Below are 11933 nucleotides of genomic sequence, written 5' to 3'. Positions count from 1 at the left end.
TTAGGAAGTCATTAAATGAATTCTCAGCTTAACTTCCAGCAAAATATACTTTAATAATAGTTTAAGATTGGATGTTTTACAAGCTAAAATCATCTCAAAATGAATTCGTTTTAATACGGCTTTATTTTCTTCTTTTGTTTTATTGAGTGCAATTGCTTTTTTTACTATCAAATACGTAGAGTGATTAATTTTTCTGGCTCGCGAATCATTTTTTTTGAAAAAATTGGTTCCTAAAGAAGTAGCGACAATCCTTTTTTGCATTAGGATTTCGTCTATAAAATCAAAATCATAAATTCGGGAAGCACGAATCCAAAAATCCAAATCTTCGTAACCCAGCGTTTCGTCATAGCCATCTAAATGATCAAAAACAGTTTTTTTTATCATCGCCGAAACGGAACAAATGCTATCTCCGCCTGAAAGAACGGATGTATAAATAACACCTGTTATTCTCGGGGTAATTACTTTTTGAAAACTATCAACAGGGAAATAGTACGCGTCAAATTTACCTTTTGCAGTAATTAATTCGACATTTCCATATACAATTCCAATGTTTTTGTAGGTTGTGTTCTTGAAAGCATATATTTGAGAAGTAATACAATTGGGTAATAAAACATCATCTGCTGCCAAGTCAATGATATATTCTCCGGTGGCTTTTTTGAGTGCTTTATTGAACGATTTTGTGTTGCCTAAGTTAGTTTCGTTTGAAATAAATTGAATTTCGGGATAATTAAGACCCCATTTTTCGATTACTGCTTTAGAATTATCAGTGCTATAATCATCAACAATAATAAGCTCTACAGCCGGATAATTTTGATTGATTACAGAAAACAAACTCTCCAGGACATAATCTTCCTGATTGTAACACAAGCAAATAATGGTAACCAATGGATTGTCTTGCATATTTTTTTAAAAGAGTTATATTTGATACGAAAATAACAAATCGATAATGATTTTGCCTAACAAAAAAATTAAAATTGCTTTAATTGGTTATCGATTAAGTCATGGTGGAGCCGAAAAAGTTATGGCTGTCTTGTCTCAGTTTTTTGAAAAAAAAGGAATAGAAATTCACAATATTATTGTTCTCGATGAGGTTTCCTATTCCTATTCAGGGAAATTAGTCAATTTGGGTAAAATGAAAAATACTTCCAACGGACTTTTTAATAAATGGAATCGGTTGGTGTTTCTTAAAAAATATCTCGACGAAAATAATTTTGATTTTATTATTGACTTCCGTTTTAGAATAAAACCCATTCAGGAATTGATAATAGCAAAATGGCTCTATAAAACGAAATCTATTTTCATGGTTCATAGTTATTTAATCGATCATTATATGCCTAATTGGTCTTTTCTTACCCGCATGATGTATGGAGATTGTTATAAAATGGTGAGCATCACTGATGAATCCAAGGTGTTAATCGAAATAAAACACCAACTTAAAAACGTTGCCAGAATTTACAATCCAATCGATATTGATGCTATTGTAGAAAAAAGTAAGGAGTTAAATGAACTTCCTTATGATTATATTATTGGCGTAGGCCAAATGGAAACAAACATCAAACAATTCGATAAATTGATAGAAGCGTATTCGAAATCTATCTTGCCAAAAAATAACATTCATTTGGTTTTATTGGGCGAAGGAGAAAGAAAATTGATACTTCAAAAGTTAGCTAAAGAGAAAAATATTGATGATAAAGTACATTTTTTAGGATATCAAAATAACCCGTTTAAGTATTTAAAAAAAGCGAATTTTTTCGTTTTGAGTAGTTTAAATGAAGGTTTGCCCAATGTTATTTTAGAATCACTGGCTTGTGGAACTCCAATTGTTGCGTTCGATTGTTTGTCAGGACCCAGTGAAATGATTCAGCATCAAGAAAATGGATTGCTAGTCGAAAATCAGAATGTTGAAAAACTTACTGGAGCCATGAATTTATTTGTTGAAGATGGGAATTTATATCGATATTGCAAACAAAATGCACCACAAAGCGTGCAGTCTTTTTCCATTTCGACTATTGGAAAACAATGGTTGGATTTGATGAAAATTAGTTTATAACACAATTATGACCACATTAAAAGACATACAATTACTTAAATTACCCGTTGTAGAAGATACCCGCGGGAATCTGGCATTTATTCAAAATGAGGTTTTGCCATTTGAATTTAAGCGAGTTTATTATCTTTTTGATGTACCCAGCAATTCTTTTCGAGGCAGTCATTCTCATATTAATCAAAGCGAAGTCCTAATTGCTTTGAGTGGAAGTTTCGAGGTTGTTCTAAATGACGGATTCGAAAAAAAATCATTTTTTTTGAATAAACCAAATGTTGGATTGTTCATTCCAACAGGAATGTGGCGTGAGTTAGAAAATTTTTCATCAGGAGCAGTTTGTTTAGTTTTTGCCTCTGATATTTATAATGAAGACGATTATATCAGGGATTTTGATGAATTTTTGATGTCCAAAAAATGAAACTGCTATACATTGTTCCAAACATAAATAACGAAGGTGGTGTAGCCAGAGTTCTTTCGATAAAAGCCAATTATTTAGTTGAAAAATTGGGATACGAAGTACATATTCTGACTCAAAACAAGGGGTTTTCTCCATTGTTTTATTCTTTTAATTCCAATATTGTTTTTCATGATTTACTATTGAAAGGTAATTTTTTTCAGTTTTTTAAATCCTTTTCAAAAGGGTTAAAAAGTAAAATCAAGACAATTCAACCGGACATTATTGTTGTTTGTGATAATGGTTTAAAAGCATATGCTATTCCTTTTATTTTAAGAGATAAAGTCCCCCTTATATTAGAAATACACAGTTCTAAATTTATTGAGGAACGAGAAATTAAGAAAAATGTTTTTACCAAATTGCTGTCCAATTTTATTTTTGTTTTGAAAAAAAATGGAATAAAAAAATACGATCGATTTGTTGTTGAGACTAGCGAAAGCATTTCAGAATGGAAAGTAAAAAACACAATTGTAATTCCGAATCCCTTATGGTTCACTACAGGAAAATTCAGCACTTTAGAAAGTAAAAAAGTGATTGCTGTTGGAAGACATACCTATGAAAAAGGATTTGACAGAATGTTGCAAATCTGGGGAAAAGTGGTTGCCAAACATCCGGATTGGATATTGGAAATTTACGGAAAATCAAATAAAAATATTGATTTAAGAGTTTTGGTTAAAAATCTGGATATTTCTAGAAATGTTATTTTTAATGAACCGGTTCACAATATAAACGAGAAATATTTAGAGGCTTCTTTTTATTTAATGACTTCTCGATTTGAAGGTTTTGGGATGGTGTTAATTGAAGCAATGGCTTCCGGATTGCCTTGTATTGCTTATGATTGTCCCTGCGGACCAAGAGCAATAATTTCTCAAAATGTAGACGGGTTTTTGATTGAAAACGGAAGCGAATCGGATTATGTTAAAGCAATTGAAACTTTAATCGAAAATGCGGCAGTAAGAATAAAAATGGGAAATAAGGCAAAATTATCTGGTAAAAAATACAACATCGATGAAATTATGCAATCTTGGAATCAATTATTTATTGGAATCAAAAAGAGGTGAAATTTGAACTGTTATTTTGAATCTAACGTACACAGATATCCGACTCTAAATAGATTAAAAACCAATAAATTTGGATTGTCTCCCGTCAAATTTTTAAATAGTGGCTTTTCAATGATTGAATATAATTTCGAAACTATAAAAGTTGATTTTGTTCTTTTTAAAAAATGATACAGTTGAATCAGTTTTATAAAATCGATAGCAATTTTTTTTTCTTTGTACAGCGTTATCAAATTTTCTAACGACTCTTTATTTTTGTTTAAATAATCTAAATTGCTGTCAATAGCTCCATGTTCAACTGGGTTTTCAATATGATTTACTTTTGATTTTAAGAGGCTTAACTGATACGAAAGTTGGGTGTCATCATGACCGTATTTCTTAATGTTTTTGTCAAATTTTACTTTGTTAAAACACTCCTTTTTAATTACGGTATTATTAAAAAGTAACGATTGGTACGGGTTTTTATTTCTGTTTGCTGTAGTTTTATCTTCAATGAGTCGTCCGTATTTCCATCGTAGTTTTTGATTATCCGAAGGGCATTTTTCAGGATGTAAACGACCTCCGTACAGAACATCAATATCAGTAAAATTTTCGATGTATTTCTGGATGTAATTATTATGAATGATTATGGAGTCGCCATCAATAAAGAGCAAATAATCAAATTTTGCTTTTTCAGCAAGTGAATTTCTGTTTTCGCGATGCGCCAGATTTTTTTTTAAGGAAACAAAACTACAATTTGATAACGTATTTATATTTTCATTGAATACGTTCAAACCTGATTGCGAGGCATCATCCTGACATAAAATCTCAAAATTTATTCCGCAATCTGTACATTGTTTGTGTAGCTCTAAAACGAGAGGATAAACATTGTAATTGTATATTGGAACAAGAATAGAAAGCATTATGCGGTTCGCTGCTGAACCACTTCAAAAATTCTTTCATCTTCACATTTCAATGTTTTTGAAGGGAACTTCATTAACAAAGCATAATCGTGAGTCGCCATAATAATGGTTTTTCCGTTGGCATTGATGTTTTTTAATACTTCCAATACTTCGACACTGGTTTGAGGATCAAGGTTTCCTGTTGGTTCATCTGCAAGGATAAGTTCAGGATCGTTAAGTAAAGCTCGAGCGATTGCAACACGTTGTTGTTCTCCTCCAGAAAGTTGATGTGGCATTTTATTGCCAAATTCTTTCATGCCTACTTTATCTAAAACTTCGTCAATTTTTCGTTGCATTTCGTCATTGTCAATCCAGCCTGTAGCCTTGAGAACAAATAACATATTGTCTTTTACAGTTCTGTCTGGCAGTAATTTGAAATCTTGAAAAACGATTCCAATCTTTCTTCTCAAAAATGGAATATCATCTTCTTTCAAAGTCACTAAATCAAAATCTACGATATGACCTTCTCCTTCAGTCAAAGGTAAATCGGCATACAAAGTCTTCATTAAGCTGCTTTTTCCGGAACCTGTTTTCCCAATGATGTAAAGAAATTCACCATGTTTTACATCTAAGTTTACGTGGGATAAAATAGTTTTTCCTCCTTGATAAATGTTTACATTTTGTAGAGACAGTACGGATTGTGACATAATTAGCGTTTGTTTATGGGGTAAAAGTAATAAGATAACGCTTGTATTCAAAATAAATTCTGTTCAATTAAATAGAATTCCGGTAATTATAATAATTATTGGAAAGCCAAATAGTTTAAAGCGATGAATGTATTGCATGAAAGTTAAATTTTGCAGTGTTTAAAAGAATGTTCATAATAAAAACGAATTGCGATTCGTTATAGAGTTCAGAATATAATACATTTGAATTATTAAAATAAAATCACAATGCGTAAAATTTCTTGGCTCTTCTACTTACCACTTTTCATTATAACTGCTACTATTTCAGCACAAAAATCAACTATTTATACTAGCGATTCAAAAGATTTCAATAAAGCGGTTTCCTTATTTAATGATGCGCAATACGCATCTGCGCAAATTATTTTTAATAAAGTTGAAGAAACTGCCACTACTGAAGAACTGAAATCGGATTGTGCGTATTATGCCGCTAATTGTGCCATCAGAACCAATCAAGCCAACGCTGATGAATTGATGGAACGATTTGTTTCGGATTATCCAACAAGCGTAAAACAGAATCAGGCGTATATAGAAGTGGCTCATTATCATTTTGATCAAGGGAATTATCCGCAAGCCTTACAATGGTTTGATAAAGTGGATGAAAGCCAATTGAGCACTAGCGACCGAGATAAATTTAACTTCCAGAAAGGCTATAGTTTTTTTAATGCCAAAAAGAAAAAAGAAGCAACAATCTATTTTAATAAAGTGGTTAATTCAGCTGAATATGGTTCTCAAGCCAAATATTACTTGGGATTCATGGCTTATGAAGGAGACGATTACAAACAAGCCACAAAATATTTCGACGAAGTTTCAGGCGAAGAAAAATACAAAGAAAAGCTTTCGTATTACCAAGCCGATATGAATTTTAAGTTGGGAAATTTTCAAAAAGCAATTGATTTAGGCGGAAAAGCCATGGCTAAATCAAATCCTGCTGAAAAATCAGAATTGAATAAAATCATTGGCGAAAGCTATTTTAATTTAAAAAAATACGATACTGCAATCCCTTATTTGGTTGCCTATAAAGGGAAAAAAGGAAAATGGAATAATACAGATTTTTACCAATTGGGCTATGCGTATCACAAACAGAAAGACTACGAAAATGCCATTTCTCAGTTTAATAAAATTATAGGAGGAAAAGATTTTGTGGCACAAAATGCCTATTATCATTTGGGGGAAAGTTACCTGAATACCGATAAGAAACAACAAGCTTTGAATGCGTTTAAAAATGCTTCAGAAATGAATTTTGATGCCGCTATTCAAGAAGATGCTAGTTTAAATTATGTAAAATTGAGTTATGAATTAGGGAATTCCTATCAGAGTGTACCGGCAGTTTTACAAGCTTTCTTGAATAAATACCCTGATAATGCAAGCCGTTCGGAGATTGAGAAATTGTTGATTGATTCTTATATTTCTTCTAAAAACTACAAGGAAGCCTTGGTTTTATTAGAAAAAAATAAATCACCAGAAAATAAATTAGCCTACCAAAAAGTACTTTTTTACAGAGGTTTAGAATTATATACCGATGGGAATTATGAAGAAGCGTTGAAAATGTTTTCGAAATCTGTTAGCGAACAAAGAGATGCAATTTTTACTGCAAGAGCTACTTTCTGGAAAGGAGAAACAGAATATGTTTTGGATGATTTCAAAAGTGCTTTGTTGAGTTTTAAACAATTTGTAGCTTCATCGCAAGCCGCAACTACACCGGAATATAAAAACAGTAATTACAATATTGCTTACACGTATTTCAAATTGAAAGAGTACGACCAGGCGGGGAATTATTTTCAAAGTCAAATAGAAAAAGCACCCGGAGATAAAGTGCGTTTGAATGATTCGTATTTGCGTTTAGCGGATTGTCGTTTTGTGACTTCAAAATACGGTCCAGCCATGGATGCGTATGTTAAAGTGATTGAATCTAAAAGTGTTGATGCGGATTATGCGTATTTCCAAAAAGCAATTTGTTATGGATTTATTGCTAAAAATGAGAAGAAAATAGAAGAACTGAATGCTTTTTTACAATTGTATCCAAAATCAGAATACAGAGATGACGCCCTTTTTGAACTTGGAAATACATACGTAGCTGAAAATAAAACGGATCTTGCTGTAAAAACATACGACCGACTAAATACGGAATTCAAAAGAGGTTCTTTTACTTCCAGAGCAATTTTGCGACAAGGTTTAGTGTATTACAATTCAGATAAAGATGAACAAGCATTGGTTAAATTTAAAAAAGTAGCCGCTGATTTTCCTAGAACTCCGGAGGCATTGGAAGCTGTTGCAACTGCTCGATTGATTTATGTAGATAGCGGAAGAGTGGATGAATATGCGAACTGGGTTCGTACTTTGGATTTTGTCGCTGTTACTGATGCAGAACTTGATAATGATACTTATGAAGCTGCTGAAAAACAATTTCAACAGAATAACACGAAGCATGCGATTGCAGGATTTAGTGGTTATGTTTCTAAATTTCCACGAGGGATTCATGCTTTACAGGCTAATTATTACTTAGCGCAATCTTATTTTTCCGATGGGTCAGAAAGCAAGTCTATTCCTAATTATGAATTTGTAATTGCACAATCCCGAAGTGAATATACGGAACAATCGTTGTTGCGATTGGCTCAAATTTTTCTTAAAAATAAAGACTATGACAAAGCAATACCGGTATTATCTCGTTTAGAAACCGAAGCTGACATTTCTCAGAATAAAACATTCGCACAATCGAATTTGATGAAGTCGTATTACGAGAAGAAAGATTATCCAAATTCAGTTATTTATGCTGAGAAGGTTTTAATGAACCCTAAAACGGATGATAATGTAAAAAGTGATGCACAAATCATCATCGCCCGCGCCGCAATTCAAACGGGTGATGCGGCAAAAGCCCGAACTGCTTACGCAAAACTAATGACGATTGCCAAAGGAGAATTAGCTGCCGAAGCGTTGTATTATGACGCTTATTTTAAAAATAAAGATGGAAAATTTGAAGTGTCAAATGTTGCGGTTCAAAAATTAGCGAAGAATTATTCGAGTTATAAATATTTTGGGGCCAAAGGGTTAGTCTTGATGGCAAAGAATTTCTACGGATTGAAAGACAGTTATCAGGCAACCTACATTTTAGAAAATGTGATTCAAAATTTCACTGATTTTCCAGATGTTATTTCAGAAGCACAAACAGAATTGGACTATATCAAAACGGAAGAATCCAAGACAAATTCATCAATTTCCAAGTAAAGAATTCTGAAGTAAGAGATTGGACCAAGAAAACAAGAAAAATAGGCGTGAAGTTTTTAAAATAATTGAAAGCCAAAAAATAAACGGAATGAATATACCTTTTTACATCGTTGATGTTTTTGCAGAGAAAAAATACGCAGGCAATCAACTGGCTGTTTTTTTAGGTGCTGATACCTTAAGTTCTGAGCAGATGCAAAAAATTGCCCGTGAAATCAACTTTGCGGAAAGTACTTTTATAACTAAGCTTAAGCCGGAAAATAGCGTTGCAGAAATTAGAATTTTTACTCCAGAGCATGAAATGAAGTTTGCGGGACATCCAATTATAGGAACTTCTTGGGTTTTGATGAATAAGATATTTGAAAATCAACCTGAAAAAATTGCTTTGTCAGTTCCAATTGGCGAAATTCCAATTCATCAATCGGGAGATTTAGTATGGTTGCAGGCGGCTCAACCCCAGTTTTTGGATACTTTTTTAGCAGAAGATTTTTTATCCTTCAGCAATTTAAAGAGTGTTGATTTTGATGATGAATTCCCAATTCAGGAAGTTACTACAGGAAGTGCTTTTGTAATTGTTCCTATCAAAAATAAAAAAGCATTAGAGAATTTAATTCTTGACAAGGTTAAAATGAATGAATGGTTGCATGGGCATTGTAAAACAAATCATAGAGCCTTGTATTTTTATTGTTTAGAAGAAACAAAGCTCAGTAGTAGAATGTTGTATATAGAAGATAATCAAATTAAAGAAGATGCAGCCACCGGTAGTGCCAGTACTTGTTTACAAGCTTTTCTTTTAAAATATCATTCCGCAGAAATTCAGATTGTCAATCATCAGGGCGATTTTATTAATAGATCATCTCAAATTTATTTTGACGGAAAATTAACGGAAAATCATTTTGATATAAAGATTGGTGGGAAGACGCAATTTATTGCAAAAGGCGAATGGGAAGTTTAATTACAAGGTTACGAGTTATAAATAAGAAGTAAAAAAGAGTCAAGAGACAAGAAGGAAGGGTAGTGATTAAACAATTTTTAAAAATCTTGTTTCTTTCTTCTTTATCAAAAAAAACAATAATAAAACATGAGAATCAATTTCCAAAATAAAATAATTATCAGTCTGTTGCTTATTGCATTTCAATTTTCGTTTGCACAAAAAAAGGAGCAAATAGGAACAGAAACGGTAAATGTTGTGAAGCCTTATACGCCAACAATTTCGGATGCTTTCAAAGTAAAAGAAACTCCTGCACTTGAAGAGGAAGGAAATGCCAAAAAAGAAACGATAAAATACACCATTTTCTCTTTTCCGGTAGCCTCAACTTTTACTCCGTCTAAAGGGAAAGCAGAAGGAGTGGAGAAAGAAAAACAGGAACATTTGTTTAAAAATTATGCCACTTTTGGCGTGGGGAATTACGGAACCTTCATTGGGGAATTATTTGTAAATCACGATCTAAATAGTACGGATTATGTTGGCGGAATGTTTCGTCATCATTCGTCACAAGGCGGTATTAAAAGTGTGGCATTAGATGATCGTTTTTATGATACTGCGATTGATTTAACGTACGGATCAAATCGAAAAGAGGTTTCATGGAATTTAGATTTGGGTTATCAAAATCAAATTTACAATTGGTACGGATTGCCTGCCGATTTTGGGACTACTTTGACACCTCAGGATAGGAGGACGTTGATTAATGGAATCAATCCACAACAAACGTATAATACAATATCACTTGGAGGTAAAATAGATTTTAACGAGAGTATCTTAAATAAAATGAGTGTTAAATTCAATCATTTTTCGGATCTTTTCGGATCTTCTGAAAATAGATTTTATGTTAAGCCAATAGTGAAATTTGATGTAATGGAAAGCGCTGTAAAAACAGATTTAATTGTTGATTATGTTGGTGGAAGCTTCAAGAAAGATTACTCTAATACGAATACGCAAGCTGTGAAATATGGTTTTACTAATTTTGGAATTGCACCAAGTTTTGTAATGCAAAAAGAGGATTGGACGCTGAATATTGGAGCGGCTGTGTTTTATAGTTTGGACAACCAAAACAGCAATAATAAATTTTTAGTTTATCCAAGATTCAATGCTTCTTACAAAGTCGTTGGCGACTTAATGATTTTCTACGCTGGAGCCGAAGGAAACTTAGAGCAAAACTCTTACATGGATTTTGTTAATAAAAATCCGTTTCTATCGCCAACATTAAATATTGCGCCAACAGATAAGCAATATGATATTTTTGCAGGATTAAAAGGGAAACTGACTAACAACGTGAGTTATAATATTAAAGCTTCGTATGTTAATGAAAGAAATAAAGCGTTGTTTAAAAGCAATGACTATAATGAAAATGCTACAAATCAGGAGTACGCTTTTGGGAATTCCTTTCAAGTGGTTTATGACGATATGAGAACATTGAGTTTTTATGGGGAATTAAAAGCTGATTTTTCTTCAACGGTATCTTTTGGAGTCAACGGGACTTTTAATAGTTATACCAATGATTTTCAAAGTGAAGCTTGGAATTTACCAACCGTAAAAATAAATTCAAACATTAACTTTAATATTACGCCAAAATGGTTCGCTGGTGCAAATGTATTTTACGTAGGCGAGCGTAAAGATCAAAAGTTGAATACTGATGTCGTATATGCAGTTCAGCCGGATCCTTTTACTTTGCCTTCCTATTTTGATGTAAATGCAAATGTTGGATTCAAATATAGCGACCGATTGACAGCCTTTTTAAAAGCCAATAATATTACCAATAAAGCCTATGAAAAATGGTTGAATTATCCGGTTCAAGGTTTTCAAGTGATTGTAGGAGCGAACTATAAATTTGATTTTTAGGTTTTTTTAACCACAAAAGGCACAAAGTTTAACGCAAAAGACGCAAAAGGATAATTCAAAATAACGAAACTATCTTTGTGTCTTTTTTAATTTCTTTGTGCTTTTTGTGGTGATTTTTTTATTTTCCCATTTAACTATGACTTTCAAACAAAAAATACATACTCATTATCTGCAATTAGTTCAGGATCGAATCGATGTTTTCAAAGACATGATAGTTGCACTTACCGAAGATTCTAAAAACGATGCTAAAGGTTCCGCGGGAGACAAACACGAAACAGCCTTGTCCATGATGCATATTGAGCAGGAGAAACTCAATGCCAAACTTAGAGAAGTGTTGACTCAAAAAGCTGTTTTAGATAAAATTGATTCGACTACAATTGCTAAAACTATCATTCTGGGCAGTTTGGTTAAAGCCAATGGAATTTATCTCTATTTAAGTGCGGCACTTCCTAAAATTAGTGTAGAAGGAATCAATATTATCGCTTTATCACCACAATCGCCTTTGGGAAATAAACTAATGGGAAATACAATTGGATTTACCTTCGAAATTAATAATACGAAGTATTTGATTGAAGAGATTCAGTAAATACATTTCATTTAGCTTGTTTTAGATGCGTTAGATTTTAATAAAGAAGTTTTGATTGGAATCAAATTAAAGTTTTTAACTTCAAAAACTGTTTTTTTAAGTATTT

At 32.5% G+C, this 11933-nt stretch carries 10 protein-coding genes; 7 read left to right on the top strand and 3 right to left on the bottom strand.

All coding sequences use genetic code 11. The features are described 5' to 3' along the window. Complete coding sequence (locus ACNQGG_RS11420; protein WP_417964074.1) at nucleotides 1-900, bottom strand: glycosyltransferase family 2 protein; 900 nt, start codon at nucleotides 898-900, stop codon at nucleotides 1-3. Between the two features lie 46 nt (nucleotides 901-946). Between ACNQGG_RS11420 and ACNQGG_RS11415 the strand changes: the two genes are divergently transcribed. Genes ACNQGG_RS11415 through ACNQGG_RS11405 form a run of 3 tightly spaced genes read left to right on the top strand, consistent with a single transcriptional unit; the run spans nucleotide 947 to nucleotide 3559 of the window. Beyond that, nucleotides 947-2050, top strand: coding sequence for a glycosyltransferase (locus tag ACNQGG_RS11415; RefSeq protein ID WP_417964072.1), 1104 nt, complete (start codon nucleotides 947-949; stop codon nucleotides 2048-2050). A gap of 7 nt (nucleotides 2051-2057) precedes the next feature. Next, complete coding sequence (locus ACNQGG_RS11410; RefSeq protein WP_417964070.1) at nucleotides 2058-2462, top strand: sugar 3,4-ketoisomerase; 405 nt, start codon at nucleotides 2058-2060, stop codon at nucleotides 2460-2462. Further along, nucleotides 2459-3559: a glycosyltransferase family 4 protein gene (locus ACNQGG_RS11405; RefSeq protein WP_417964068.1), complete on the top strand. Its 1101-nt coding sequence runs from the start codon at nucleotides 2459-2461 to the stop codon at nucleotides 3557-3559. Before ACNQGG_RS11410 ends, ACNQGG_RS11405 begins: the two co-directional genes overlap by 4 nt. Nucleotides 3560-3570: 11 nt before the next feature. Here ACNQGG_RS11405 and ACNQGG_RS11400 read toward each other — a convergent pair whose 3' ends face one another. Continuing rightward, the gene (locus ACNQGG_RS11400) at nucleotides 3571-4458 is read right to left on the bottom strand and encodes a glycosyltransferase family 2 protein (RefSeq protein WP_417964066.1); all 888 of its coding nucleotides are present in this window, start codon (nucleotides 4456-4458) and stop codon (nucleotides 3571-3573) included. Further along, nucleotides 4458-5144, bottom strand: a complete 687-nt coding sequence (locus tag ACNQGG_RS11395) for a cell division ATP-binding protein FtsE (RefSeq protein WP_416856861.1) — start codon at nucleotides 5142-5144, stop codon at nucleotides 4458-4460. The genes ACNQGG_RS11400 and ACNQGG_RS11395 overlap by 1 nt, the downstream gene beginning before the upstream one ends. 246 nt (nucleotides 5145-5390) lie before the next feature. Here ACNQGG_RS11395 and ACNQGG_RS11390 point away from each other — a divergent pair, with 246 nt between their 5' ends. The 4 genes from ACNQGG_RS11390 (at nucleotide 5391) to ACNQGG_RS11375 (ending at nucleotide 11827) form a co-directional block, all read left to right on the top strand. Continuing rightward, nucleotides 5391-8405 carry a tetratricopeptide repeat protein gene (locus ACNQGG_RS11390; protein WP_417964063.1) on the top strand — a complete coding sequence of 1005 codons (3015 nt, stop codon included), beginning with the start codon at nucleotides 5391-5393 and terminating at the stop codon, nucleotides 8403-8405. Nucleotides 8406-8424: 19 nt separating this feature from the next. Beyond that, nucleotides 8425-9357, top strand: coding sequence for a PhzF family phenazine biosynthesis protein (locus ACNQGG_RS11385; RefSeq protein ID WP_416856859.1), 933 nt, complete (start codon nucleotides 8425-8427; stop codon nucleotides 9355-9357). Nucleotides 9358-9483: 126 nt separating this feature from the next. Then, entirely contained in the window at nucleotides 9484-11241 is a 1758-nt protein-coding gene (locus tag ACNQGG_RS11380; RefSeq protein WP_417964061.1) for a TonB-dependent receptor, read from the top strand. Between the two features lie 136 nt (nucleotides 11242-11377). Then, complete coding sequence (locus ACNQGG_RS11375; protein ID WP_416856857.1) at nucleotides 11378-11827, top strand: hypothetical protein; 450 nt, start codon at nucleotides 11378-11380, stop codon at nucleotides 11825-11827. Nucleotides 11828-11933: the final 106 nt, after the last annotated feature.

It is taken from the genome of Flavobacterium esculini, from assembly GCF_048284325.1.
Taxonomy (GTDB): Bacteria; Bacteroidota; Bacteroidia; order Flavobacteriales; family Flavobacteriaceae; genus Flavobacterium.
Note: the sequence above shows the minus strand (reverse complement) of the source record. Positions and strands in the feature narration are given on the sequence as shown.

Bases quoted from the DNA above. Each gene is read 5' to 3' on its own strand.
- ACNQGG_RS11395 (WP_416856861.1), bottom strand. From the start codon at position 5,144: ATGTCACAATCCGTACTGTCTCTACAAAATGTAAACATTTATCAAGGA.
- ACNQGG_RS11390 (WP_417964063.1), top strand. From the start codon at position 5,391: ATGCGTAAAATTTCTTGGCTCTTCTACTTACCACTTTTCATTATAACT.
- ACNQGG_RS11400 (WP_417964066.1), bottom strand. From the start codon at position 4,458: ATGCTTTCTATTCTTGTTCCAATATACAATTACAATGTTTATCCTCTC.
- ACNQGG_RS11410 (WP_417964070.1), top strand. From the start codon at position 2,058: ATGACCACATTAAAAGACATACAATTACTTAAATTACCCGTTGTAGAA.
- ACNQGG_RS11375 (WP_416856857.1), top strand. From the start codon at position 11,378: ATGACTTTCAAACAAAAAATACATACTCATTATCTGCAATTAGTTCAG.
- ACNQGG_RS11405 (WP_417964068.1), top strand. From the start codon at position 2,459: ATGAAACTGCTATACATTGTTCCAAACATAAATAACGAAGGTGGTGTA.
- ACNQGG_RS11415 (WP_417964072.1), top strand. From the start codon at position 947: ATGATTTTGCCTAACAAAAAAATTAAAATTGCTTTAATTGGTTATCGA.
- ACNQGG_RS11380 (WP_417964061.1), top strand. From the start codon at position 9,484: ATGAGAATCAATTTCCAAAATAAAATAATTATCAGTCTGTTGCTTATT.
- ACNQGG_RS11420 (WP_417964074.1), bottom strand. From the start codon at position 900: ATGCAAGACAATCCATTGGTTACCATTATTTGCTTGTGTTACAATCAG.